22 protein-coding genes are annotated in these 25,128 nt (G+C 70.6%); 9 read left to right on the top strand and 13 right to left on the bottom strand.

Annotation, left to right across the window (positions count from 1 at the left end; genetic code table 11):
- Window positions 1-18 precede the first annotated feature (18 nt).
- Window positions 19-480 (top strand): CBS domain-containing protein, encoded by a 462-nt coding sequence (locus ABZ664_RS11230; protein WP_362506584.1) that lies wholly within the window; start codon window positions 19-21, stop codon window positions 478-480.
- Window positions 477-1,763 carry an ArsB/NhaD family transporter gene (locus ABZ664_RS11225; RefSeq protein WP_362506581.1) on the top strand — a complete coding sequence of 429 codons (1,287 nt, stop codon included), beginning with the start codon at window positions 477-479 and terminating at the stop codon, window positions 1,761-1,763. Before ABZ664_RS11230 ends, ABZ664_RS11225 begins: the two co-directional genes overlap by 4 nt.
- A gap of 115 nt (window positions 1,764-1,878) precedes the next feature.
- Here ABZ664_RS11225 and ABZ664_RS11220 read toward each other — a convergent pair whose 3' ends face one another.
- The 9 genes from ABZ664_RS11220 to ABZ664_RS11180 all read right to left on the bottom strand — a co-directional run bounded on the left by ABZ664_RS11220 (window position 1,879) and on the right by ABZ664_RS11180 (window position 11,740).
- Complete coding sequence (locus ABZ664_RS11220) at window positions 1,879-3,429, bottom strand: MFS transporter (RefSeq protein ID WP_362506578.1); 1,551 nt, start codon at window positions 3,427-3,429, stop codon at window positions 1,879-1,881.
- A 37-nt stretch (window positions 3,430-3,466) separates the two neighbouring features.
- Entirely contained in the window at window positions 3,467-4,147 is a 681-nt protein-coding gene (locus ABZ664_RS11215; protein WP_362506575.1) for an LppX_LprAFG lipoprotein, read from the bottom strand.
- A 59-nt stretch (window positions 4,148-4,206) separates the two neighbouring features.
- Window positions 4,207-4,671, bottom strand: coding sequence for a MarR family transcriptional regulator (locus tag ABZ664_RS11210; protein ID WP_362506572.1), 465 nt, complete (start codon window positions 4,669-4,671; stop codon window positions 4,207-4,209).
- A 388-nt stretch (window positions 4,672-5,059) separates the two neighbouring features.
- Window positions 5,060-6,484, bottom strand: a complete 1,425-nt coding sequence (locus ABZ664_RS11205) for an aminopeptidase P family protein (RefSeq protein ID WP_362506569.1) — start codon at window positions 6,482-6,484, stop codon at window positions 5,060-5,062.
- 111 nt (window positions 6,485-6,595) lie between these two features.
- Entirely contained in the window at window positions 6,596-7,879 is a 1,284-nt protein-coding gene (locus ABZ664_RS11200) for an ABC transporter substrate-binding protein (RefSeq protein ID WP_362506566.1), read from the bottom strand.
- A gap of 4 nt (window positions 7,880-7,883) precedes the next feature.
- On the bottom strand, window positions 7,884-9,062 hold the full coding sequence (locus tag ABZ664_RS11195; RefSeq protein ID WP_362506563.1) for a branched-chain amino acid ABC transporter permease: 1,179 nt from the start codon (window positions 9,060-9,062) through the stop codon (window positions 7,884-7,886).
- The gene (locus tag ABZ664_RS11190; RefSeq protein ID WP_362506560.1) at window positions 9,055-9,945 is read right to left on the bottom strand and encodes a branched-chain amino acid ABC transporter permease; all 891 of its coding nucleotides are present in this window, start codon (window positions 9,943-9,945) and stop codon (window positions 9,055-9,057) included. Before ABZ664_RS11190 ends, ABZ664_RS11195 begins: the two co-directional genes overlap by 8 nt.
- Window positions 9,942-10,916, bottom strand: a complete 975-nt coding sequence (locus ABZ664_RS11185) for an ABC transporter ATP-binding protein (protein WP_362506557.1) — start codon at window positions 10,914-10,916, stop codon at window positions 9,942-9,944. Before ABZ664_RS11185 ends, ABZ664_RS11190 begins: the two co-directional genes overlap by 4 nt.
- Window positions 10,913-11,740 (bottom strand): ABC transporter ATP-binding protein, encoded by an 828-nt coding sequence (locus ABZ664_RS11180; protein WP_362506554.1) that lies wholly within the window; start codon window positions 11,738-11,740, stop codon window positions 10,913-10,915. Before ABZ664_RS11180 ends, ABZ664_RS11185 begins: the two co-directional genes overlap by 4 nt.
- A gap of 183 nt (window positions 11,741-11,923) precedes the next feature.
- On the opposite strand from ABZ664_RS11180, the gene ABZ664_RS11175 reads away from it, so the two are divergent.
- Complete coding sequence (locus tag ABZ664_RS11175; RefSeq protein ID WP_362506551.1) at window positions 11,924-13,123, top strand: helix-turn-helix domain-containing protein; 1,200 nt, start codon at window positions 11,924-11,926, stop codon at window positions 13,121-13,123.
- A 92-nt stretch (window positions 13,124-13,215) separates the two neighbouring features.
- Window positions 13,216-13,644: a CBS domain-containing protein gene (locus ABZ664_RS11170; protein ID WP_362506548.1), complete on the top strand. Its 429-nt coding sequence runs from the start codon at window positions 13,216-13,218 to the stop codon at window positions 13,642-13,644.
- 266 nt (window positions 13,645-13,910) lie between these two features.
- Here ABZ664_RS11170 and ABZ664_RS11165 read toward each other — a convergent pair whose 3' ends face one another.
- Entirely contained in the window at window positions 13,911-17,255 is a 3,345-nt protein-coding gene (locus ABZ664_RS11165; protein WP_362506545.1) for a S8 family serine peptidase, read from the bottom strand.
- A gap of 386 nt (window positions 17,256-17,641) precedes the next feature.
- Between ABZ664_RS11165 and ABZ664_RS11160 the strand changes: the two genes are divergently transcribed.
- From ABZ664_RS11160 to ABZ664_RS11150, 3 genes are all read left to right on the top strand, one after another.
- Window positions 17,642-17,896 carry a Smr/MutS family protein gene (locus tag ABZ664_RS11160; protein WP_329093428.1) on the top strand — a complete coding sequence of 85 codons (255 nt, stop codon included), beginning with the start codon at window positions 17,642-17,644 and terminating at the stop codon, window positions 17,894-17,896.
- A gap of 147 nt (window positions 17,897-18,043) precedes the next feature.
- Window positions 18,044-19,399, top strand: a complete 1,356-nt coding sequence (locus tag ABZ664_RS11155) for a hypothetical protein (protein ID WP_362506541.1) — start codon at window positions 18,044-18,046, stop codon at window positions 19,397-19,399.
- 274 nt (window positions 19,400-19,673) lie between these two features.
- Complete coding sequence (locus ABZ664_RS11150) at window positions 19,674-20,036, top strand: hypothetical protein (protein ID WP_362506538.1); 363 nt, start codon at window positions 19,674-19,676, stop codon at window positions 20,034-20,036.
- Window positions 20,037-20,279: 243 nt separating this feature from the next.
- On the opposite strand, the gene dhaM is transcribed toward ABZ664_RS11150, so the two are convergent.
- The 3 genes from dhaM to dhaK all read right to left on the bottom strand — a co-directional run bounded on the left by dhaM (window position 20,280) and on the right by dhaK (window position 22,377).
- Window positions 20,280-20,651 (bottom strand): dihydroxyacetone kinase phosphoryl donor subunit DhaM, encoded by a 372-nt coding sequence (gene dhaM / locus ABZ664_RS11145; protein WP_362506535.1) that lies wholly within the window; start codon window positions 20,649-20,651, stop codon window positions 20,280-20,282.
- A complete protein-coding gene (gene dhaL, locus ABZ664_RS11140) occupies window positions 20,645-21,286 on the bottom strand; it encodes a dihydroxyacetone kinase subunit DhaL (RefSeq protein WP_362506532.1) in 642 nt (213 codons plus the stop codon). The genes dhaM and dhaL overlap by 7 nt, the downstream gene beginning before the upstream one ends.
- Window positions 21,287-21,384: 98 nt before the next feature.
- Window positions 21,385-22,377, bottom strand: coding sequence for a dihydroxyacetone kinase subunit DhaK (gene dhaK / locus ABZ664_RS11135; RefSeq protein WP_362506529.1), 993 nt, complete (start codon window positions 22,375-22,377; stop codon window positions 21,385-21,387).
- A gap of 207 nt (window positions 22,378-22,584) precedes the next feature.
- Here dhaK and ABZ664_RS11130 point away from each other — a divergent pair, with 207 nt between their 5' ends.
- Both ABZ664_RS11130 and ABZ664_RS11125 read left to right on the top strand, forming a co-directional pair.
- Entirely contained in the window at window positions 22,585-23,358 is a 774-nt protein-coding gene (locus ABZ664_RS11130) for a cyclase family protein (protein WP_362506526.1), read from the top strand.
- A complete protein-coding gene (locus ABZ664_RS11125) occupies window positions 23,355-25,103 on the top strand; it encodes a thiamine pyrophosphate-binding protein (protein WP_362506523.1) in 1,749 nt (582 codons plus the stop codon). The genes ABZ664_RS11130 and ABZ664_RS11125 overlap by 4 nt, the downstream gene beginning before the upstream one ends.
- Window positions 25,104-25,128 lie beyond the last annotated feature (25 nt).

The following is a 25,128-nucleotide window of genomic DNA, read 5'->3' as shown; positions in this document are numbered from 1 at the left end:
CCCCGACGGGAAGGTGCCATGCAAGCGCGCGACATCGCGGTGACCATTCCGACGGTCACCAAGGGTGACTCCGTCGCGAAGGCGGTCAGGATCATGGTGATCGGCCGCCTGCCGGGGCTCATCATCGTGGACGACCTCTCGCGGCCCAAGGTGGTGCTCCCCGGCACCCAGGTGCTGCGGCTCGCCGTGCCCGGTTCCTACCAGGAGGATCCCGCCCTCGCCAGGACCATCGACGAGGACTACGCGGACCAGTTCTGGCAGGAGCTGGGCAATCGCACGGTCGGCGACTGCCTGCCGCGCGATGCCGCCAGGCCGGTCACCGTCTCCACGACGGCGAACCTGCTCGAGGTGGCCGCGCTGATGGCCAGGACTCGCAGCCCGATCGTGGCCGTGGTCGATCGAGACGCCTCACTGATCGGGGCGATCACGCTGGAGCGGCTCCTCACCAGCCTGGCGGTCTTCGGTCTGGGTGAGTCTTGAGCGCGCTGCTCGCCCTATCGATCTTTCTAGTCGCGTTCTTCTTCATCGCCACCGAGAAGGCCAACAAGGTCAAGGTGGTCCTCATCGCCGCCGGTGTGATGGCGGTCCTGGGGTTGATACCGGGATCGGAGGTTTTCTTCTCCGAGCACGAGGGCATCGACTGGAACGTCATCTTCCTGCTGCTGGGGATGATGATCATCGTAGGGATCATCAAGCAGACGGGAATCTTCGACTACCTGGCGATCTGGGCGGCCAAGCGGTCCAAAGGCGATCCGTACCGGCTCATGGTCATGCTGATGGTGATCACAGCGATCGCCTCGCCCTTCCTCGACAACGTCACCACGATCATGCTGGTGGCGCCGGTCACGGTGGTGGTGTGCGACCGGCTGCGGATCCCGGCGCAGCCCTACCTGATCGCGGAGGTGCTCGCCTCCAACATCGGTGGTGCGGCCACCCTCATCGGGGACCCGCCCAACATCATCATCGGCAGTCGGGCGGGGCTGACGTTCAATGACTTCCTGGTGCACATGGCACCCGTCGTGGTCATCATCTTCGTTGTGTTCGTCCTGCTGACCAAAGTGTTGTTCAGGAGCTCCTTCCAGTACAACCCCGAGCACGTCTCCGCGGTGATGGCCCTGCAGGAGAGGCGGGCGATCACCGACCCACGCCTGCTCGTGCGGTGCCTGGCGGTGCTCGCCGTGGTGGTGGTGGGGTTCGGGATGCACGCGGTGGTGCACATCGAGCCGTCCATCGTCGCCCTCGTCGGAGCGGGGGTGATGCTCCTGCTGTCGCGGCTGTCGGTCTCGGAGGTGCTGGCGGAGGTCGAGTGGCCGACGCTGGTGTTCTTCATGGGACTGTTCGTGATGGTCGCGGGCCTGGTCCAGACCGGTGTGATCGCGACGATCGGGACGTGGGCGATCGACGTGGTCGGCGACGACTACTTCCTCGCGGCGACGTCGCTGCTGTTCGGCTCCAGCGTGCTGGGGGCTTTCTTCGACAACATCCCCTACGTCGCGACGATGGCACCGGTCGTCGAGGGGATGGTGGCGCAGGCCCCCGATCCGGCGACCGGGCAGGCGCTGTGGTGGGCGTTCGCGCTGGGTGCCGACTTCGGCGGCAACGGTACGGCGGTCGCGGCCAGCGCGAACGTGGTCGCGATCGGCATCGCGGCGCGGACGGGACACCCGATCAGCTTCTGGCAGTTCACCAAGTACGGCATCGTCGTGACGGTGCTGAGCACGCTCATGGCCTGGGTGTACGTCTGGCTGCGCTACTTCACCTGACCGCCTCTCGGGGGTTGGTTCCGGTCCGCGTCGAGGGCCGGAACCGGGCCGTTCCGCGTCGAGGTCGTGCCCGGTTCCGGTTCCGGCTCATGCCCGGTCGGCGCGGGTGTCGGGGTCAGGATCGGTCGGCTCGCCGGGATCCGCGGGGCAGGAGTAGCGCGACCAGCGCGCCCACCCCGCACAGGACGGCCGTGATCAGGAAGATCTCGCTGTACTCGGTGTGCAGCGCCTCCTTCACCTTTTCCTGGTACTCGGCGAGCCGCCCGGCGTACACGACGGGGTCCACCCCGAAGGGCAGCGGCGTGTCCAGGTCGGCGGTGAGTGACTGGAAGCGATGGAAGCCCCACGCGGACAGCGCGGCGACGCCGAGCAGCATGCCCATCATCCGGGCCACGACCACCGCCGCCGAGGCCACCCCGTGCTGGACGGCGGGCACGGCCCGCAGCACCGCGGAGGAGACCGGGGCGATCACCAGGCCGAGACCCAGGCCGGCGACGACGAGGTCGACGTCCATGCGATATCCGGCCGAGGCCAGGTCCAGGGGCCACTGGCCGATGCGCGCGTACCCGGCCGTGGCCACCGCGAGCCCGAGCACCGTCACCGCGCGTTCGCCGTAGCGGCGGGCCATCACGCCGCCCACCAGCGCGGCGACCGAGAGCGCGACGAGGAAGCGCGACAGCACCAGGGCGCCGTCCAGGCTGTTGAGCCCCAGCAGCGTCTGCGCCGACAGCTGCACGTCGACCAGGGTGACCAGCAGCGCGGCGCCGGTCAGGAAGCTCACCCCGAGCGTGGCGAAGAACGGGCCGCGCCGCACCCCCGTCATGTCGATCAGCCGGGTCCTGGAGCGCCACTCCCAGGCGACGAACGCCGCGCCGGACACGACCCCGGCGACGATCATGGGCATGCCCCACGGGGGGAGGACCGACCGGCCGGGGTCGGGGTTGTAGAGACCGGCCACGAGCAGGCCGAGCGAGAGCGCGAGCAGCAGCCCGCCCACCACGTCGACGCGCTTTCCCGCCCCGGGTTCCCTGTCGCGGGAGGGCGGCGGCACCGACCGCTGCACGGCCACCGCGGCCAGGGCCACCAGTGGGACGTTCAACCAGAAGATCGACCGCCAGCCGCCGAGTTGCACGCCGCCGATCTGGAGCCCGGCAGGGACGAGGGCGGCGAGGGCGGCACCGTACAGAGGGCCCAGCACGCTGCCGAGTTCCTGGGCCGACCCCACCGCGCCGAGCGCCACCGGGCGCTCGTCCTCCTCCCACAAATCCCCGATCAGGGCCATGGTGATGGGCAGCAGCGCGCCGCCCGCCACTCCCTGCAGGGTCCGCCCCGCGACGAGCCAGGGCACGGTCTCACCCAGCGCGGTGATCACCGAGCCCGCTGCGAAGCCCGCCAGGCACAGGTGGATGAGCGGGCGCCTGCCGTACCGGTCGGAGAGCTGGCCGAGCAGCGGCATGGCCGCGATGTAGCCGAGCAGGAAACCGGTGACGATCGGGGTGGCCCGCTCCAGGTGGTTGAGGGGAACGTCGACGTCCCTCGCGATGTCGACGAGGACGGTCACCACGACGTAGGCGTCCAGGGCCGCGAGCAGCACCGCGGTGCCGCCGACGCCGAGGGCGGTTCGCCGCCGGGTGGGAAGGGCGTCGCCCGAGGCGGTGTAGGTCATCTGCGGGTCACCGTGCGGGTCACTGTGCGGGTCACCGTCACTCCGCCGGAGCGGTGACCTGGACCGGCACGTCGTAGTCGCCGAAGGCCACGATCACCTTGCCGTCGGTCAGTGGCAGGTCCGCCTTGAGCAGCCGGTTGGTGGCCTTGTCGATCCAGAGCACCGCGTCGACATTCTGGGTGAGACCGGGCACCATCGTGGCGAGCACCTGCTGGGAGAGCGTCGCCGAGACCCGGTAGGTGTCGACGCCGTCCAGCTTCTCCGCCGCCTGGGTCTTCGCGTCGAGCGCGTTGGTCAGTAGCTGTACGACGCCCTTCTCCGGGTTGAGGATGGCGGACGGGTCGTAGATCGCCGCCAGCTGGCTCCGCGACATCTGCTGGAAGCCGCCGGTCACGCCCTTGAAGTGGACGGTCTCCCCGATCAGCACGAAGTTGATCTCCTGGAGACTGCCCAGTACGTCGATCTGGAGGGTGCCGTCCGCGTCGCCGGTCCCGCTGAGACGACCGGAGGCCTTCTTGACCGGTACGGGTGGGGTGCCCTCGGTCTCCAGGGAGAAGGTGGCGGACTTCACGGAGCGCATCGCCTCCGCGGACTTCTTGACCAGCTCGGCTCCGCTGGGAAGGGCTGTCGTGCCGTCGGAGGCACCGCCGCCACTGCATGCGGTGACCAGGGATAACGCGGCGATCACCGCGGTGATGAGGATCCGGCGAGCAGACATGGGCGGATCGTAACGACCTTCCGGTCTACTAACGAGGAACGACCGGTATCGGTTTCGCGTCAGCGGATGCTTTTGAGGTGCTTGACCACCGGCGCGTACGCCGCTTCCAGTTCGATCAGCTGATCGTCGGTGAGCAGGTCGATGAAGTGACGGCGCACGCCGGTCACGTGGTGGGGTGCGACCTTCTGGATGGTGGCCCAGCCGTGCTCGGTGAGGACGGCGAAGGTGCCGCGCCTGTCGTCGGCGCAGGTCTCCCTGGCGACCAGACCGGCGGCCTCCATCCGGGAGATCTGATGTGACAGGCGGCTGCGGGACTGGATCGTGGCCTCCGCCAGATCGCTCATCCGCATGCGCTGACCGGAGGTCTCCGACAGGTTCACCAGGATCTCGTAGTCGTTGAACGAGAGTCCGAGGGGTTGGAGCTCACGATCGAGGCGATGCTCGAGGAGCTTGTGCGCGGCGAGGTGGGCACGCCATGCCCGTTGCTCGACGGAGGACAGCCAGCGAGGCTCCTGATCTTTCACCGGCCGCTCACCACTTTCGTTCACCGCGCGTGTGACCACGACTCCAACGGGTCCACCCCCCAGTCGACCACTTCGCTCGCCGGGCGGGGCTTGCTTCGGGGTCATAGATCAGAATCTACCTCAGAAGGCGTCGTTCGCTCGTGGTGGCGAGGCGGCGAGGTGAGGGAACTCCTGTGGTTCCCGCTGTCGCTCCCAACCCCGATGACCAGCCGGGATCGGCCACGCCGCCGATGGGGCAGGTGAAGGAACGCACGTGAGGGTGTGGCGGAGGCGGCGGATCCGCGAAAAGATCGCCGCCCTGCCCGAGGTCGAGAGCGCGGCGACCTTTTCCCAGTCGTCGTCTGCCGTCGTCTGCCGTCGTCTGCCGTCGTCTGCCGTCCTCGCCCGCTCAACTCGTGACGCCTGAATCCTCCATCCATCTCTCCACCTTGTCGGGGTGGCGGGGCAGCCCGGCCGACATGAGGCGGGCGCCGTCGGAGGTGATGATCAGGTCGTCCTCGATGCGCACGCCGATACCGCGCAGTTCCGGCGGAAGCGTGAGGTCATCCGGTTGCAGGTAGAGGCCGGGCTCGACCGTCAGCACCTGTCCCTCCTCCAGCACACCGTCCAGGTAGACCTCCGAGCGGGCCCTGGCGCAGTCGTGCACGTCCATGCCGAGCATGTGGCCGCTGCTGCACAGCGTGTAGCGGCGGTACAGGCCGCTGCCGGGCTCCATCGCCTCGTCCGCGCCGATCTTCAGCACACCCCAGTCGTGCAGCCCTTCCGCGATGACCCTCATGGCCGCGCGGTGGAAGTCACGAAAGCTCACACCGGGGCGCAGGGTGGCGATCGCCGCCTCCTGGGCCTCGTACACCAGCTCGTAGACCTGGCGCTGGACCGGGCTGAAGCGCCCGGAGAGCGGGAGGGTCCTGGTGATGTCGGCGGTGTAGAGGTGGTCGGTCTCCACGCCCGCGTCGAGGAGCAGCAGTTCGTTCGCGTCCAGCCGCCCGTCGTTGCGGATCCAGTGCAGCACGCACGCGTTGGCGCCGGAGGCCACGATGCTGTCGTAGCCGACCGCGTTGCCCTCCAGGCGGGCGCGGAGGCCGAAGACCCCCTCCAGATAGCGTTCGCCGCGCCGGTGTCCCAGCGCGGCCGGCAGGGCCCGCGCCACGTCCTCGAACCCGCGCACGGTGGCGTCGATCGAGAACTGCAGCTCGGCGACCTCCCACTCGTCCTTGATCAGCCGCATCTCGGACAGGAACGTCTCCAGCTCCTCGTCGCCGTCGCCGGGGGAGACCCGCGCGTCGACCGACGCGTCCACCCCGCGCAGCACCCGCGCCGGTCCGCCGAGCACGTCGTCCAGTCTGTCGATCGGCGCGCAGGCGATCTGGTGCAGGGCCTCGGCCTCGGCCAGGTCGGGGCGGCGGCCCACCCAGAACTCGCCGTAGCGGCGGTCGCGGTAGAACTCCTGCCCGGCCTCGCCCGGCGCCGATCTCGGTGAGCGGGGGCGCAGGAACAACGTGGCCTCCCCTGAGGGCTCGACGACCAGCACGTCGTCGGGCTCCTGGTCGCCGGTGAGGTAGGCGAAGGCGCTGTGCGCCCGGAACCGGTAGTCGCTGTCGTTGCTGCGGACCTTGAGCGTGCCGGACGGGACGACCAGCCGCTCGCCGGGAAAGCGGGCGGCGAGCGCGGCGCGCCGCTTGGCGGTGTAGGCCGCCTGCGGCAGCGGGGCCAGGTCGTCGCGGTGCGTGTCGGCCCAGCCGGTGTTCATGAACGCGGCGAGGGCCTCGGAGACCGGCAGGTCGTGGCTGCCGGTGTTGAGCTTCTGGGTCATCGTGTTCCCGGGAGCGGAGGTCTCTGGTCGCCCCCACGCTAGCCCGGAGCGGTGCGGCCCCGCACACCCGGCGCGTACCGGGCCGCACAGAGGAGCACAGGGGACCGTGGGTCAGCCCACCGGGACCCGGTACTCCTTGGCCAGGTCGGACGTCGCGGCCTCCTCGAAGACGACCGCGCCGCCCAGGGCCGCCTTGTCCGGCTTGGCCACGTACGACAGCAGCGAGGCGGGCCTGTCGAAGGCGGTGAAGTCCATGATCGTGCCGAACTCCTCGCCCCAGGCCGACTGGCCGCGGTGCGCGGCGACCACCGCCGCCCGGGTCAGGTCCTTGCCCTCGCAGGCCTTCTTGAGCGCGTCGACGACGATCGCCGCCGCCGAGTAGCCCGCGGGGACGCCGCTGTCGATGGCCGTGTCCGGATATTTCGCCGTATAGTCGGCGGCCAGCTTCTTCAGGGCGGGCAGTTCTGAGCTGATCGGCGTGCCGGCGGTCATGTAGTAGAAGTCCTTCAGCAGGGCGGGCCCGGCCGGAGTGGGCAGCAGTTGCGGGGAGTAGGCCGAGTTGCTGCCGACGAACGGCACGTCCATGCCCTTGGCGAGCGAGACGCCGACGAGCGAGGCGGTCTGCCTCGGACCGACGGAGACGAGGACGGCCTTGACGCCCTCCGCCTTGAACGCGGCGACCTGGGCGCTCATGTCCTGGTCGGTGGCCTTGATCTTCTGTTCCACGAGCGTGAGGCCGAGCTTCTCCGACGCGTACTTGGAGCCGTTGAGGGCGCTCTCACCGTAGTCGCCCTCGAAGTACAGGTGCCCGATCCTGTCCCCGGACTTGAGGCCCTTCTCCCTGGTCAGGAAGTCAACCCCGTTGATCATGTCGATGTCGTAGGTCGTCCCGGTGACCTGGATGGCCCTGCTGCCGAGCAGTCCGGTCGCCCAGGCCTGCGGGAGGGTGAGCATCTGGTCGGTCTCGATGCGCTGCTTGAGCGCGTTGACCATGGGCGAGCCGACGACGTGGGCGAGCGCCACCACCTTCGGGGCGATCTCGGTGTAGGCCGCGACCGCCTTCTGCGCGTCGTAGCCGTGGTCGCGCACCAGGGCCTCCAGCTGCCGTCCGCACACGCCCCCGGCCGCGTTCGCCTGCTCGAAGTACAGCTGCTGTGCCTGGGTCAGGCTCTTGCCGAACGAGGCGTACGGGCCGGTGAGGTCGGTCATCAGACCGATCGTGATCTTGTCGGCGGTGACGCCGGGGCCCGTCTTCACGCCGTCCCCCCCGACGGCGGAGGGGGCGGAGGCCTCCCCGCCGCCCCCGGTGGCCTTCTCGCTGGCGCACGCGGTGACGGCCAGGGCCAGGGCGGCGAGCGCCGCGACGCCTCGGACCGGGGTTCTTGGGATTCCCATGTCATCAGTTCCTTGTGTCGGGGGAGTCGGGGGAGTCGGGGGAGTCGGGGGGTGGGGGCGGAGACGGCGGGGCCTTCGTCGCCGCGGGAGCCGGGGAAGCGCGAGCGGAGGAAGCGGGGACGGGGGCGAGCCGCCGACCGGCGGCCGGGCGCAGGCGGCCGGCGAGGCCGAGCAGCCCGCCGGGCAGGAAGAGGACGATGACGACGACGGCGGCGCCGTACAGGACGCGGGCCGCCTCTGCGGGCGAGACTCCGCCAGAGCCCGGCTCGGCCACCAGCGGCAGGGCGTCGCTGTAGCGGCTGAGCAACTGGGGGAGCATCGAGACGAAGAACGCGCCGATCACCGCGCCCGCGACGGAGCCGAGTCCACCGATGACGATCATCGCAAGGTAGTCGAGGGAGAGCAGCAGGCCGAAGTAGTCGGGCACGGTGCGCTGGAAGATCAGCGCGAGCAGGACCCCGGCCAGCCCTCCGTACATCGACGAGAGCACGAACACCCCGGCGCGGTAGCGGGCCACCGGCACGCCCATCACCCCCGCCGCGATCTCATGGTCGCGGATGGTGTTCATGGCCCTCCCCGGACGGCCGCGCAGCACCCCTCGGGCGAACAGCGCCGCGCCGGTCAGCAGGACCAGGCCCAGAAACCACAGCCGCTCCAGCGAACCAAAGGGCACCCGCGCGACCACCAGTTCGGGGGTGTCGGCGAACACGAACCCGAACAGCTCCATCGGTGGCACCGGGCGCCCGTTGTATCCGCCCGTCACGGGTTCGGCGTTGAACAGCACGTGCTGGCCGACGAAGATCAGCGCGAGGGTGGCGATGCCGAGGTAGGCGCCTTTCAGGCGTCCCGCGATGGGGCTGAACACGCCGCCCGCGACGCCCGCCGCGAGCACCGCGAGCAACGCCGCCACGGGGGTGGGCAGGCCCAGGCCGCCGAGGGCGTGTGCGCCGCCCTCCGGCTCGGAGGCGAGGTAGACGTAGGCGTACGCGCCGACCGCCAGGAAGAAGGCGTGTCCCATGGACAGCTGGCCGGTGGCACCGGTCAGCAGGTTGACACCGATCGCCCCGATCGCCGCCGACATCGCGAAGAGCCCGGTCTGCAGCCAGAAGCCCTCCAGGTAGAACGGTACGGCGACCGCCACCACGGCCAGTGCGGCGCAGGAGAGGATGATCTTCCTAGACACGTGCCGGCTCCCTCGTCCCGAACAGTCCCGCGGGGCGGATGAGCAGGACCACGATCATCACGAGGAACGGCGCGACGTCGCCGATGCCCCGGCCGAGGAAGGCGAGGTCGTTCTGGTAGCCGCTCATCATGGCCTCGGTGACACCGATGATCAGTCCTCCGGCCAGCGCTCCCGTGGTGGAGTCGAGGCCGCCCAGGATCGCCGCGGGGAACGCCTTCATCGCCGCGAAGGCGGTGCCGCGGTCCAGCCCCGGGGTCGGGAAGACGCACAGGAAGAGCGCCGCGACGGCGGCGAGCGCCCCGGCGACCGCCCAGGCTCCCATCGAGACCCGCCCGCGCCGCACGCCCATCAGCGCGGCGGTCTCCGCGTCCTCCGCGGTGGCGCGCATGGCGATGCCCCAGTTCGTGTGCTTGAACGCCAGCAGGAACGCGGTGATCAGGGCCGCCGCGACGGCCAGTGCGACCACCCGGGTCTGGGCGACGCTGACGTCACCCAGATGCAGCACCCGGTCACGCCAAGGGTCGCCCATGGCGAGCACGTCGGTGCCGATCCGCCTGGTCAGCTCGGTCGTCAGCACGATGTCGACGCCGATCGTCACGATCGCCAGCACGCTGTGCGAGGCGGTGTTCGCCCTGCGGATGACCAGGAACTCGATGAGGGCGCCCACGACGGCCGCACCGGCGACGCCCAGCAGCAGGGCGGTCCAGAAGCCCACCGACGGGTGCGTTCTGGCCACGATGAAGCCGCCGACCAGCAGTAGCGAGGCGTGCGCGAAGTTCACCACCTCGGTCGCCTTGAAGATGATGACGAAGCCCAGGGCGATCAACGCGTACACGGCTCCGACGGAGATCCCGTTCACCAGGAGTTCGAGAAAAGTGATCACGAAGCGACCTCCCCGTCCCCGCCCGCCACGCTCTCGCCCGCCGCGCTTCCAGCGGTCGTGTCCTTGCCCGTCGTGTTTTCCGCGCTCGCGTTCTCGACGGTCGTGTTTCTCTCGGTGGCGTCCTCGGCGGTGGGAAGCACCGCGGTCGCGCTCTCGACCACGGTGCTTTCCACCGCCGCGCCCAGGTAGGCGCGGACCACCTCCGGATCGTTCTGCACCTCGCGGGGAGAACCGTCCGCGATGCGCCTGCCGAAGTCCAGGACCGTCACCGCGTCGGCGAGCCGCATGACGATCCCCATGTCGTGCTCGACCAGCAGGATCGAGATGCCGAGGCTCTCCCGTACCGCGACGATCAACTCGGCCATGTCGCGGCGCTCGCCGCCGTTCATGCCGGCGACCGGCTCGTCCAGCAGCAGCAGCCGGGGTTCCATGCACAGGGCCCGCGCCAGCTCCACGCGCTTCTGCACGCCGTACGGCAGCAGTCCGGCGGGCGTGGCCAGCCGTTCGGAGAGCCCGACGAACGCGGCGATCTCGGTCACCCGCTCGCCGTGCGCGGCCGCCTCGCGCCGGGCCGACGGCAGCCGCAACCCGGCCGAGAGGAACCCGGCGCGGGTCAGCCGGTGGCGGCCGAGCATGAGGTTGTCCCTTACCGACAGGCGCGGCGACAGGGCGATGTTCTGGAAGGTGCGCGCCACGCCCAGGGCGGCGACACGGTGCGGGGCCAGGGAGGTCAGTTCCGCGTCGCCGAACCGCACGCTGCCCGAGGCGGCCCGGTAGACGCCCGACAGGACGTTGAAGAAGGTCGACTTGCCCGCCCCGTTGGGCCCGATCACCGCGTGGAGGCTGCCGGGCTCGACGGTGAAGCCGACCGCGTCCAGCGCGGTGAGCCCGGCGAAACGCACGGTCACGTCACGCACGTCGAGCCGGGGGATGGAAGGGTCCGTACCATCCGGTTGGTATGTGTCGCTCACGCGGACCACCTCGACAGCGCGGGCCGAGCCGCCTTCCGCGTCCCACGGGCCGCGACCGGGGAGGTGTCCTCGATGCCAAGGTAGCGACGGCGCACCTCGTCGCTCGCGGCGAGTTCCGCGGCCGGCCCCGACAGCACCACCTCGCCGACCTCCAGCACGTAGGCGTACGAGGCCAGGGACAGAGCCATCGCGGCGTTCTGCTCCACCAGGAGCACGGTGGTGCCGTCGGCGTTGATCTCGCGGACGGTCTCGGCGATCCTGGCGGCCATCAGCGGTGCGAGACCGAGGGTGGGCTCGTCGAGCAGCAGCATCCTGGGCCTGGCCATCAGCGCGCGGCCGATGGCGAGCATCTGCTGCTCCCCGCCGGACAGCAGGCCCGCGCGTTGTCCGGCGCGCCTGGCGAGCACGGGGAAGAGCGCGAGCACCCTCTCCCTCGCCTCGGCCGCCGACCGCCGGTCGGGTGCGCCGAGGGCGCCGGCCCGCAGGTTCTCCTCGACCGTCATCCGCGCGAAGACCTTGCGCCCCTCGGGTACCTGGACGACACCCCCCGCCACGATGGCCGAGGTGGCGGCGCCGGACAGCCGTGTGCCGCCGAACCCGACCTCGCCCGCGGTGATGCCGCCCCGGTGGAAGCCGAGGGTGCCGGAAACGGCGCGCAGCAGGGTCGACTTCCCCGCGCCGTTACCGCCGAGCACCGCGACGACCGAACCGCGCGGGACGCTCAGCGAGACACCCCGCAGGGCCGGGACCGGGCCGTAGTCCACCGCCAGATCCCTGACGGCCAGCCCGGAGTCCCCGGGAGGGCGAGGGGCGTGCACGTCCATGTGTGCCTCCTGACAGCCGATGAACGCACCCAACCGAGACGCTTCACCGGCGTCCAGAGGGCGGGGTGAAGTCGGGGCGGACGCCCATGCGGGACGGGTCCCGGTTGTGCGTGTGCACAACCCCGGGTCACGAAACAGAACAGAACCTTGTTCGGCAAGGTGTTTTGCTGTCACGATCCCCAGATGGGGACCCGGCCGGTTACGGACGACGAAGTACGCAGGGTCATGCGCCTGGCCGCCCGCAGGCTGTTGCTGAGACTTCCCGAGCTCACCGACGAGCTCGTCGCCAAGATCCGTGACACCGACGAGGCGTACCGGCGGATGGTTCCCACCGACGACCACTGGCAGAGCGTCTACGAGGCGATGCGGGACGGTATCGGCGCCATCCTGCTGCCCCGCTCCGAACGGTGTGACGTGCCGCAGGCGGAGAGGACCGCCCGGCGCAGGGCTGAGCAGGGACTGCCCATGGACTCCCTGCTGCGCAGCTATCGGCTCTCCGCGCAGGTGATGTGGGACGGTCTCATCGACGTGGTCACCGAGGAGGAGTCGGACAGCCTGCCTGTCCTGATCCGCAGCGCCACGAAGGTGTGGCACGCCACCGACCGGCAGGCGATCGCCGCCGCCGAGGCATACCGGAGACGGGAGTCCGAGTTGTTCGGCCGCACAGCCGAGAGGGTCCAGGCCCTGCTCGACGCGCTCCTTGAGGACCGGGCCGACGCCGGACTCGTCCGCAGCGCCGCCGCCGCGCTCGACCTGCCCGAACTGGGCCGGTACGCCGTCGTCATCACCCGGCTGCCCGGCCGCCACGACCACGGGAACGACACTCCGCGGCCGACCGCCCTGGGCGTGATGCGGCTGCTGTGGCGGATGCGCCCCGACTACGAGGTGTCGGTCGTTTTGCTGCGCGACGCGGACATGGACGACCTCGCCGGAGAGCTTCGCCCGTACGTCACCGGATGCGCCGGGATCAGCCCGGTCGTCGAGGGACTGGCCGAGCTGGGCCGCGCCAGGCGGCTCGCCGAACTGGCCCTGCGGACCTGCGTGGGCGAAGGCCCGGAGATCGCCAGACTGGAGGACAGACTGCCCGCCGCGCTGGTGGTCAGCCAGCCCGAACTCGCGGGTCACCTCAGCGGTGCCGTATTACGGCCCATCCTCGCCCTCGACCCGGCCGACAGGGAGGTGCTCCTCGGGACCCTGGAGGCGTGGCTGCGATGCGAGGGCTCGGCCATGCGCGCCGCCGGGCGGCTGTACTGCCACCGCAACACGGTTTTCAACCGCATCCGCCGAATCGAGCAGCTCACCGGCCGCTCGCTCGCACGCCCGCTCGACATCGTGGAGCTCACCCTCGCCCTCGACGCGGTGCGGTTGCTGCCCGTCACCTGACGGTCGATACTTTGCTCTCCTGCGTGCTTAGCGTGTGGCACAAGAGGGCAAAGGTAGGAATACTCGCGCCAGGCTGAACCGAGGTGATGCCAATGCTGATAGGTACGATTCTTCAAGGCAAGGGCACGGAGGTGGCGACCATCCGCCCGGACTCGACGGTCGCCGCGTTCCTGGCCGTTCTGGCCGAGAAGAACATCGGCGCCGTGGTGGTGTCCGAGGACGGCTCGTCCATCGCGGGCATCGTCTCCGAGCGCGACGTGGTGCGGCGACTGCACGACCGGGGCGCCGCCGTGCTGGAGGACCCGGTGTCCTCCATCATGACGGCCGAGGTCCGCACCTGCTCGCCGGACGACAACGTCGACGGACTCCGCCAGACCATGACCACGCACCGTATCCGGCACGTGCCGGTCGTGAGCGCGGGCCGGCTGGCGGGGATCGTGAGCATCGGTGACGTGGTCAAGAGCGCCATCGAGGCGCTGGAGACCGAGAAGGCCCACCTGGTCGACTACCTTCACCGCTGAACCCGAGGTTTCCGAACCGGAGGTCCCGGGGCTCGATCCCTGAGTCCGAGCCCCGGGGTCGCCGAGGCGCGAGTTCCTGAGCCCCGTGTCCCCTTGGGTTCACGTGGTCGTCGCAACGTCTCGATCTGAGGAGTTGCGACGACCCCTTGTCACCGCCCCCGGCAGGGGCCGTTTCCCGGATCCGTGAGCCCGGCCCCGGCTCGCCGTGATCCTCCCAGGAAGCCCGGATGGGCCCGGCGCGTCGCGCCGGGCCCATCACGTTCTCGCTACTGCACGGTTATCTTGTCCACCTCGATCGTCAGCCCCTTGACCTGCGGTGTCGACGTTCCCGTCGTCACCGTCCCGATCCCGGCGCCGACGCCCTTGATCTTCATCGTGTAGCTCAGGCTGCCGCCGGGGGCGCCGGGCGTGCTGGCCACCCGGAGGTCCGTGGTCGGCGGGCCGGTGATCTGGCCGCCCGCGGTGCCGTCGGCGTTCTCGGCGCCCACGGTCAGGCCGTAGCCGGCGGGAGGATCACCGGGCAGGTTGCCCGGGTCGTAGGTGTAGGTGATGTCCTCGGTCCCGTTCAGGCCGATCCACTGCTGGAAGACCTTGAGGTTGCTCGTGCCGTAGAGGTTGACCCGCCACTCGACGACGAGCCAGTCGTTGACGCCGTCGGTCAGCGTGCCGGCGTAGATGCCGGGCGCGCCGGTGCCGTCCAGGTCGGTCCAGTAGGTGGCGAGCACGTTGTTCGGGGTCGCGGGGTCGGGCAGGGTCTGCGGTTCGAACGAGACGTCGGCCGAGCCCGAACTTCCCCCGGCGATCGTGTAGCCGTTGGAGACGATGCCGATCCTGTTGTAGGTCTGGCCCGCGTACTGGAACGAGGGCACGGTGAAGTTGATCGCCTGCTCGTCGCCGATCGGTACCGGCGCGATACCGAAGGCGTCGAGCGGCAGGTACGGGGCGGGACCGGTGCCCGGGGCGATGCCCGGCCTGTCCGGCTGCCTGGCCGCGAGGGTGGTCTTCGTCGTCGCGATCTGGGTACCGATCTTGGTGGCGCCGGTCACCGAGTTCAGCCGCAGCTTTCCGTCCAGCGTGCTGAGCGCCGTGACCTCGGCGTTCTCAAGGGTGTCGTTCCGCACGGTCACCGTACAGGTGGACTCGCCGGTGTTGCGCGGGATGGTGGCCGGTGCGCAGGTCTGCTCCACCGGGACCGCGCCCTGCTTGCGGACGAACGCGACCGGCAGGTGCAGGTTGCGCGAGCCGCCCACCTGCTTGAGGTTCACCTGGCCGAAGTACTGACCCTCCGGCAGGTCCGGCGCGGTGATCACCACGCTGAGCTTGACGCTCTTGCCCGCCTTCACGCTGAACAGCGGCGGCAGCACCGTGATGTTCGCGCCGTTCACCGTCGTGCCCGTCGCGGTGAAGGTGAGCGTCGAGTTCGTGACGTTGGTGAACGTCCGCTTGGCGGTGATGAGACCCGGCATGATCGGGGCGTTCACCGACGGCAGGTTCAGGTCGATGCGGTTCAACGGGTCGTCGGCCGAGGCGGCGAAGTTCTCGCCCGTCTCGTCCAGGGTCAGGCCGGGGTCGCCGGCCTTGGTCAGGTCGACGCGCCCGCCGCCGGTGTCGAACGGGTCGGCCGGGGTGACGCGGTCCTGCTTGGTGACCGAGGTCTTCGCCGTCGTCTCCAGCGCGGACTTCACCTGGCCGGGAGTCCAGGTCGGATGCAGCGCGAACAGCAGGGCCGCGGAACCCGCGACGTGCGGCGACGACATCGAGGTGCCCGAGATGGCCTGGTAGAGATTGCCCTGCGGGCCACCGGCCGGGCTCTCCAGCACCGGTGTCTGCCCGGCCAGGATGTGCAGGCCGGGAGCGGTGACGTCCGGCTTGAGGAAGTCGCCACCGGGGCCGCGCGAGGAGAAGGTGGTGATCGCGTCGCCCTGCCAGGTGGTCTTGGTGCCCTGGGTGAACGAGGCCGTCGCGCCGGGGTTGGCCGACAGGAACGCCAGCAGGGCGTCCCCCTCGGGCTTGTCGATGTGGACGGTGGGGAGCCAGTGGTTGTCCGTCATCACGTCGAGCGGGGAGGAGTTGTACAGGATCATGCCGGCCGCGCCGCCCTGCCGAACGCTGAAGCCCTTCAGGACACGGTCGGGGCCGCGCTCACAGAGGACGATCTTCCCGGTGAACAGACCCGGGGGTGCGGGCGTGGTGCAGAGCGGGTTGGAGTACGGCGGGGCCGAGGCCCGCACCACCGGCAGCGCGGAGGCGACGCCCGGGGTGATGGAGGCGCCCTTCACCGTGGCCGTCGCGCCGCCGGAACCGGACAGCGTGATCGTCGACTGGAAGGTCCTGGTCTGCGTGGAGGCCGCCACCGTGGTCACCCACGGGCTGACGTGGTTGACGGTCGCCGCGCCGGGGCCGGCGTTGCCCGCCGAGGCCGAGACGAGGACGCCCGCGGAGTACGCGTCGAGGAAGGCCAGCTCCACCGGGTCGCTGTAGGGGGAGGTGCCGCCGGAGATCGAGAAGTTGATCACGCGGACGCCGTCGAGGATGGCCCGGCCGACCGCCTGGGCGGAGTCGGAGGGGTAGCAGCCGGCCTCACCGCAGACCTTGTAGACCGACACGTGCGCCGCCGGGGCGATGCCGTGGATCGGGCCCCGGCTGATGCCGAGCGGGTTCGCGTCGGCCACCGGCCCGCCCGCCGAGGTCGTCGCGGTGTGGGTGCCGTGGCCGTTGGAGTCGCGGGCACTGTCGGGGAAGGTCTCACCGCCGACGTTCGCGTTGTAGGTCTCCAGGAACGGGGCGCCACCGATGAGCTTCCGGTTGCAGACGAACGGGTCGGCCGCAGGGGTGAGCGGGTTGTCGCCGAAGTTACAGGTGCGCGGCGTGCCGTCCTTGGTCGCCGGTGCGGCGGGCAACGTGCCGGGGTCGGCGAACTGGGGGTGCTCGGGCCAGGCGCCGGAGTCCAGGATGCCGACGATGACGCCCTTGCCCGAGGAGGAGCTGCCGCCCAGCTTGTTGTAGATCGTGGGCGCTCCGATGAACGCGGGGCTGGAGTCGGTGAGCAGCTGCTCGGGCTTGTCCTCCTGGACGGCCGCCACGCCGGGCAGCTTCAGCAGCGAGGCCGCCTTGTTGGCGGGAATGCGCAGCGCGATACCGCCGTAGACGGTCCGCAGCTTCTGACCCGCCCTGGCGCCTGGCACGTTCCTGGCGAGTTCGGCGAGGAAGGTGTTCTCGACGTCCTCGATGTGTCGCTGGTATTTCTTCGCGTCGTTGCTCTTGATGTCAAGAGCCTTTCCGGTCTTCGCCGGACTCGTCGCGGGAAGTCCGGCGAGGCCGCCCTGATAGGCGGCGAAAGAGTCGTAGTCGAGCTTGACCATCACGCTGACCGTGGCGGCCGAGGTCGACTTCAGCAGCCCCTCATCACTTTGGGCGAGTTTGCCGGTGGGGGACTTCGCGCCCTGGATCGGCTCACCCCCGGTCAGGGGAGTCGCCGTCCATTTGGCGGACGGCGTGGGGGTGGGGGTGGGATCCGCGCTCGCCGGCGGCGCCATCGCCGCGACGAGCCCGACGCCGGCGGCGAGCACCGCCACGCGTCTGATCCTCGGTGAGTAGGGCCTTCTGGTCAACGAGACCTCCCTGTCGGCACGCATGAACAGATCACGCGGCAGGGAGGGGAAGCCACCTGGCATGCCTGGGGCACGGCATGCCGGGGAGGGCGCCGACCCTCCCCGTCGGGTGACACGTGCTCGGCCACCCGGCAGGGGCGGCCGATCATGACAGGGAGCCTAACTAGGGGGCATTTGTTTGCCTAGATCGTTAAATTGACACAATAATCCCCGGAATTGGTCAAATTTGATTGCAGACTCGGCGGTGTTCTCGCACCTCCGCAGTTCGGGCGCCTCCGTGCTCGCGTACCCCGTGCCCGCTGCCCCGTGGCGGGAGGACGCGACCACCCCGAGGAGGATGTTCCGCCGCGCGTAAACTGGCCGCACCTGACACACGGGAGGCTCGGTTGAAGCTCAAGCTTGATCTACATCCCCTCTACAACAAGGGCGGAGAGATCGACAAGGCGCTGCGGGGCATCATCGACGAGGCCATCAGGAAGAAGGCCACCGAGGTCGAGATCATCCCCGGCAAGGGCTCGGGCCAGTTGAAGAAGAAGGTCCTGCGCTTCCTGGAGCAGAAGGAGATCAAGGCCCTCTACCACCGCATCGACAAGGACGCCAAGAACCACGGCCGCCTCTTCGTCTACTTCCGTTACAAGTAGGGGCCTTCAGGCCCGGTGGCGTCTCGCCGTTTCGGGAACTTTATGTTTGCTTTATCCGTCGCTCCTGGAAAAGGGGGAATTTTCGGGGCGGGGGAGACGGGGGTAGCGATAGGCGCGACGCGGGTGCTCGCCGGAGGCGGGTGTGAGATGAGGGTGGACGACGGCTGTCTCGCCGTCGACGTGCCGGGCCGCCATCCGATCCGGTTGCCGCTCACCGGCGAGGAACGCGCGGTCGGCCTGGTCCTGTACCGCCTTCCCCGCGAGAGCGGGGTCGTCTACGGGATCACGGTCCGCGACACCGGCGGGAGGGTCGTGCTCGATTCCCCGGGGGCCAGACATCGCCACCTGGTGGAGGAGTTCGCCGAGGACGCCGGGTTGACCTTCGAGTACCGGGGCTACGCCACGGAGTTCGAGGGGCGCGCCGACCTTGAGAACCGGGCGCCGCGGTGGCACACCACGGAGCACGCGGGGCTTCCGGTGCGTGGCGACCACTCTCCCGGGGAGGTGGCGCTCAGGCTCCGGCCGTACGACGAGGTGTCCGGCGAGATCAGGCCGCGCGAGGGCGCGCTGGAGGGCACCCCCTGTCCGGCGACCGCGCTCAGCTGGGACGGCCCGACGCTGGTCGCGAAGGATCCGGCGGCCGGACGCTCGCTGCGGCTCGCGCCCGCCTCCCTGTACCACTACCGGTACGAGCGCCGGGTGATCGTCTCCGGCAAGGAGGAGCGGCGCTCTCTCACCGGGCTCGCCGTGCTCGATGCCGACGGGCTGGTGCTCGCCGACCTTCCCGGCGATTGGCCGGTCCACGAGGTGGCCGTCTTCGCGGCCGGGCGGAAACTCCCCGTGCACGACGCCCTGAAGACATCGTCGAAAGGGGTGCGCGCCGCGCTGAGCAGGCGGGCCCCCGGATGGACGCGTCTCGCAGGCCTGGAGGTCCCACGGATGTCCAGGGCCAAGAAGGCCGTCGCGGCCGGCGCGGGGGTGGCCGGGTTGTTCGTGATGGCCTACGTCGTCACGGCGGGTGGCTGGCTCGCGTGGCGGGGGGTGTCCGCGCTGGGCGGGATGATGCTGGACCTGCTGGACGCCAAGTGGCTGGCGGTCTTCTTCGCCCCCCTGGTCATCGTCTTCAAACCGGCGCGCGAGGCGTGGCACACCTGGCGCACCCGGCGCGGCGCCGCGCTCGGGCCGCCCGGCGGACCGTACCTCTCCGTCCGGGGAGGGACGACGCTGCGCGTCCGGCTCGGTTCGCGGATGGTCCCCGACGACATGGAGATCGGACCCGAATCCCGCTGTGTCGGCGGCCTGATGGCCTACCGTCACGAGAGGCTGTCCGGGCTCTTCGTGATGGACGGTGTGGGAAGGCCCGTACGCCACCTGCCGGGGCCGTGGCCGCCGGAGGAGGCGCACCGCTTCGCCGCGCGGCACGGACTCGGCTTCGAGGCCCGTACGCTGGGCCGCGAGGAGTATCTCGACCTCACCGCCCGCGCCCGGGACGCCGTGCCCTGACCGGCGCGACGACGCCGCGAGGGGTATATCTCGACGCCCGAGGTCTCTGAGCATGAGGATTCCATCGGGATAGATCGACGCCGAGTGGGCTCATACGGCACCATTATGTGACGCATGACGGCAATGTCCTCTCCGAGGATCGGCGAAGCCTCCAGCAGCTCGTGGATCGCGGCGAGGTTCTGCCCGGGTACGGGCCCGGTTCCCTCGTGCACGACCTTTTTTGAAGAGCCCGGTGTCCCGCCCGCACACTTCTCACCTCCCCGAAAGGCCCCCCATGAGCGACCTCAACGCCCTCCTCGCCCAGCGCGCCGAGCTGGACCGTCAGATCGAGGAACTCCAGTCCGGAGACCTGAAGGAGCGCGAGAACACGCTCGGCGGCATCCTCGTGGCCGTCGCCGAGTGGGCCACGGCACGCGGTCACGAGGCGCTCAGGAGGGACCTCAAGAACTGGGAGTACGTCACCTTCGCCGGTATCGAGGTCGGCGTGGGGCACGACGGCGGTGAGCGCTGGGGGCTGCCGCAGAGCTCGGTCAGCGTGATGGACTCCGTCAGCGGGACCGACGTGGAGTTCGGGACCACGCCCCCTCCGATCCAGGCCGTCCTCGGCCTGCTGGAGGGCCTGCTGGCCATGCGCTAGCCCGCACCTTCGCGCGCCATGCGCCGGAGCCTCGGCACCGCACCTCCGCGCCTCCGCGTCGTGCGCCGGGCCTCGGCTCGCGTCGCACCTCCGCGCCTCCGCGCCTCCGCGCCTCCGCGTCGTGCGCCGGGCCTCGGCTCGCGCCGCGCCTCCGCGTCGTGCGCCGGAGCCTTGGCCCGCGCCGTCCGGCCTCACGTGTACGCCGGACCCCGCTCTCCCCCGCGGAGGGCGGGGTTTTCCGCGTCAGAGTTTGCGGATGGTCCTCGCCTCCTCGGCCGCCGCGAGCACGACGTCCAGCGAGGAGTCGATGCCCGCCGACACGACGGCCGAGATGGTCCCCTCGACGAACGGCACGTCGGCGATCACCACGCGCTCGTCGGCGAAGAGCCGGGCGGTGAGCACCGAGCTTCCCAGGTCGGGGATGAGGATCACCCCGTCCCCCCGGTCCACCTCCTCGATCGCCGCCGCCACCAGGTCGGGACTGGTCCCGAGACCGCCGTCCTCGGTGCCGCCCGCGGCGGCGAGCGGCACGTTCGCGCCGCCGATCTGCGAGGCGAGCCGTGCCACCTCGGCCGCCAGCGGGCCGCTGTGCGAGATGAGGACGATGCCTACCACGACGTCGCCACCGTGTGCAGGGCGGAGACGACGAGCGCGGTGGAGGCGGCGCCGGGGTCCTCGTGGCCCACGCTGCGCGGCCCGAGATAGCTCGCCCGCCCCTTGCGTGCCTGCATCGGGATCGTCGCCTCGGCTCCGGTACGTGCCGCCTCCGACGCGGCGCCGATCGCCTCCGCCGGGTCCCTGCCGTCCCGTACGGCCTGCTCCAGTGCCCGTACGGCCGGGGCGAGGGCGTCCACCATGGTCTTGTCACCCTCGGCGGCCGCGCCCAGCTTCCGCACCCCGGCGAGCCCGGCCTCCAGAGCGGTGTGGAGTTGCGCGAGGGACACCTCGGGGGTGTCGCCCAGCGTCCTGCCCGCCTCGCGGAACGCCGTGCCGTAGAGGGGGCCGGACGCCCCGCCGACCTTGCGGATCAAGGTGTTGCCCACCAGCATCAGCAGCGACCCCGGGGTGTCGGGTCCCTTGGCCGCGAGCGCCCCGGCGACCGCGGTGAACCCCCGGTCGAGGTTGGCCCCGTGGTCGGCGTCGCCGATCGCGGCGTCCAGACCGGTCAGCCACTCCTTCTCCGCGGCGACGACCCTGGCGATCTCCTCGATCCAGGCGGCGAAAAAGGCGGTGTCCAACGCGGTGCTCATCTCGGCCTGGTTCGTGTCAGTGTGTGCCCCGGTGTCCGTGTCGGCCTGTGTTCCGGTGGGCGTGTCAGCACCCGAGCCGGCGCCCGAGTCGGAGGTCATCAGCGGCCCCAGCGCAGGGCGGAGGTCTCGACGGGGGCGTCCCAGAGCCGGGTGAGCTCCTCGTTCAACCGGCAGACCGTGATCGAGAATCCCTGCATGTCGAGGCTCGTCACGTAGTTGCCGACGAGGTTGCGCGCCGCCCGCGCCCCCTTCTCCGCCAGGTGTTCCACGACGGCCGCGTAGGCGATGTACAGCTCGATCAGCGGCGTGCCGCCCATGCCGTTCACCATGACGAGGGTGTCGCCGGAGATCGGCAGGTCCTCGTGGATCGCGTCCATCGCGAGGTGGACCAGTTCGCGGGCCGGGCGCATGGCCGAGCGCGTCCTGCCGGGTTCACCGTGGATGCCGATGCCCAGCTCGATCTCGGTGTCGGAGAGGTCGAAGGTGGGCCTGCCCGCCGCGGGCGTGGTGCAGGGGCTCAGCGCGACCCCGAAGGAACGGCTGCGGGCGTTGACCTCCCTGGCCACCCGCGCGACCTCGGGCAGTGGCGCGCCGGTCTCGGCGAGCGCCCCGGCGATCTTCTCGACGAACAGGGTGGCGCCGGTGCCCCTGCGCCCCGCCGTGTAGAGGGAGTCGCGTACGGCCACGTCGTCGTCGACCAGCACGCTCTCCACCCGCACCCCCTCCTCGCCGCTCAGTTCGGCCGCCATCCGGAAGTTCAGCACGTCGCCCGTGTAGTTCTTCACGATGTGCAGGACTCCCGCCCCGCCGTCCACCGCCGTGGTGGCCTCGATCATCTGGTCGGGTACGGGAGAGGTGAAGATCTCACCGGCGCAGGCCGCGTCGAGCATGCCGTACCCCACGAATCCGGCGTGCAGTGGCTCGTGCCCCGAACCACCGCCGGACACCAGGCCCACCTTGCCGGGGCGGGGCCCCGAGGCCCGGAACACGATCTGGTTGTCCACGTCCACCCGGAGCCCGGGATGGGCCGCCGCGAGGCCGCGCAGCGCATCGGGAACGACTGACCCGACATCGTTGATGAGCTTTTTCACAACTCCCAACCTCGCCTTGTTCGCAAGCGATGGCAAGCACCGGCGGTGGAAGCCCGTTCCTGCCCGGGATCGGATCCCGAAGCGGCGGGTGGGGATCGGCGCGAGACCGGTACGGATCCCGGAGTCCCGGCACGCGCACACGAAGCTGGCGGTCCGAGGTGGCGGTGTAGGAGGATCTGCCCAGATCTCATCCCTGCTGGAGGCGTCATGTCGGTGTTGCGGAACCTGGTGGAGAGCATCCGGAGCGGCGGGATCGAGGTGATCGACCTGACGGCGCCGCTGTCGTCGGAGACGCCGATCCTGCGGCTGCCGGAGCCGTTCGGCAACACCGTCCCGTTCACGCTCAAGGAGATCAGCCACTACGACGATCGTGGCCCCGCGTGGTACTGGAACGACATCGTGACCGGTGAGCACACCGGCACCCATTTCGACGCGCCCGTTCACTGGGTCACCGGCAAGGACGGCGAGGACGTCTCGCGGGTGCCGGTCGAACGGCTGATCGCCCCGGCCGTGGTGCTCGACTTCGCCGCGGAGGCTGCCGAGGATCCCGACTTCCTGCTGGAGGTCGCGCACGTCAAGGAGTGGGAGAAGGTCAACGGGCCGCTGCCCGAGGGGGGATGGCTGCTCTACCGCACCGGCTGGGACGCCTACTCCCACGACCAGGAGCGTTTCCTGAACGCGAACGAGACGGGCCCGCACACGCCCGGTGTCTCGGTCGAGTGCGCCCGGTGGCTGGCCGAGGAGACCTCGATCGCCGGGCTGGGTGTGGAGACCGTGGGCACCGACGCGGGCGCCGCGCACGGCTTCGACCCCGCCTTCCCGTGTCACTCGTTCCTGCTGGGCGCGGGGAAGTACGGACTGACCCAGCTGCGCAACCTCGACCGGCTCCCGGTGACCGGCGCCGTGGTCGTCGCGCCACCGCTGCCCATCGTCGGAGGCTCGGGCAGCCCGCTGCGCGTGCTGGCCCTGGTCGAGAGGTGAACGTCGCCGAGGTCGTGGGACGGACCCTCGCCTCACTCGGAGTGGACACCGCCTTCGGGGTGGTGGGCAGCGGCAACTTCCACGTGACCAACGCGCTGGTCGCGCACGGCGTGCGCTACGTCGCCGCGCGCCACGAGGGCGGTGCGGCGACCATGGCCGACGCCTACGCCCGCCTCAGCGGTGGGGTCGCCGTGCTCAGCGTCCACCAGGGGCCGGGACTCACCAACGCGATGACCGGCATCGCCGAGGCCGCCAAGAGCCGCACCCCGCTCGTCGTACTGGCCGGAGAGGTGAGCGAGCCCCGCTCGAACTTCTTCGTCGACCAGGCCGCGCTGGCGGAGGCCGTGGGTGCCGTACCGCTGCGGATCGGGTCGGCGGAGACCGCCGCCGCCGACACGGCCGAGGCGTTCCGCACCGCTCGCGACGGGCGTCGTACGGTCCTGCTCAACCTTCCGCTGCAGGTCCAGGGGCTGGCCGTTTCCGCCGCGTGCGCGCAGGTCGAGGCGGCCCTCGCGGACGGCGCGGACATCGAGGCAGGGGCAGCCGAGCGGATCGTCCGGACGGGGACCGGGGCAGGGGAGAGCGTTCGGTCGCCGGAGGTCGGGGAGATAACTCGATCCCCGGAGCCGGGAGCCGAGGAGGTCGCCCGGCTGGTGGATATCCTCGCGGCGGCGCGCCGTCCCGTCTTCGTGGCGGGGCGGGGCGCACGCGGGGCCCGGCGCGAGATCGAGGAACTCGCCGGGCGGGTCGGGGCGCTGCTGGCCACCTCCGCCGTGGCGAGGGGACTGTTCAGGGGCAGTCCGTGGGACCTCGACGTGAGCGGTGGCTTCGCCTCGCCGCTCACGGCCGAGCTCATCCGCGACGCCGACGTGCTCGTGGGCTGGGGCTGCGCCCTCAACATGTGGACCATGCGCCACGGCACGCTGATCGGCCGCGACACCACCGTCGTCCAGGTCGACCTGGACGACGCCGCGCTCGGCGCCCACCGGCCCGTCCATCTAGGGGTGGTCGGCGACGTCGCCCTCACCGCGCGCGCCGCCGCACGCCTGCTCGGTGAGAGCATCCCGGACGGTGACGGTGACGGAGCCGGCTACCGCTCGGCCGGGCTGGCCGCGCGGATCGCGGGGGAGAACCGCTGGCGGGACGTGCCCTACGTCGACGAGAGCGGTGACGGCAGGATCGACCCCCGGACGCTCACCATCGAACTGGACGACCTGCTTCCCACGGAACGCGTCGTCTCCATCGACTCCGGAAATTTCATGGGATATCCATCGATGTTCCTCGATGTCCCTGACGAGCGGGGATTCTGCTTCACGCAGGCGTTCCAGTCGATCGGACTCGGCCTCGCCACCGCGATCGGCGCGGCCCTCGCCCAGCCCGCCCGGCTCCCGGTGGCCGCGCTGGGCGACGGGGGCGCCCTGATGGGCATCGCCGAGCTGGAGACGGTCGTACGGCTCGGCCTTCCGATGGTGATCGTCGTGTACGACGACGACGGTTACGGCGCCGAGGTGCACCACTTCGGCCCGGACGGGTACCCCCTGGACACCGTGACCTTCCCGCCCGCCGACATCGCCGCCGTCGCCAGAGGCTTCGGCTGCGAGGCGGTGACCGTACGGGACCGGGCCGACCTCACCGCGGTGGCCCGGTGGCTGGAGGGAGCCCGCGATCGGCCCCTGATGATCCACGCCAGGGTCAGCCGGGCACGGGGGGCGTGGTGGCTGGAGGAGGCGTTCCGGGGGCACTGAGGTTCCTCCCCGCACGAGCGCGTCC

The sequence above is a fragment of the Streptosporangium sp. NPDC006930 genome (assembly GCF_040635605.1).
Lineage (GTDB): Bacteria > Actinomycetota > Actinomycetes > Streptosporangiales > Streptosporangiaceae > Streptosporangium.
This window is presented reverse-complemented; position numbering and strand designations above follow the sequence as displayed.